We start from the raw sequence: 254 nt of genomic DNA on the forward strand, positions 1-254 counted from the left end.
TTATGGCTATATCGCACCAACAAAAGCAAAAAACGGAGATATGTGGTTCCAATACAATGAGGCCGGTACAGTATGTACAGGTCTTTTTGTTTGGAATAATGGGGCATGGATAAAGAAAGAACTCGATGCACAAGCATTAAGTGTTGATAAATTATCGGCCTTATCAGCTGATTTAGGAAACGTAACCGCTGGGAATATTACCGGGGTGAAAATCACCGGTAGTGAGTTTACAACTGCATTGAGCGATGGTGTAA

1 pseudogene is annotated in these 254 nt (G+C 40.9%); it reads left to right on the forward strand.

What is annotated here, in order from left to right:
- Window positions 1-254: pseudogene (locus KTHG_RS20975) on the forward strand (hypothetical protein); the annotation flags it as partial.

This window comes from Kurthia sp. Dielmo (assembly GCF_000307285.2).
Lineage (GTDB): Bacteria > Bacillota > Bacilli > Bacillales_A > Planococcaceae > Kurthia > Kurthia populi.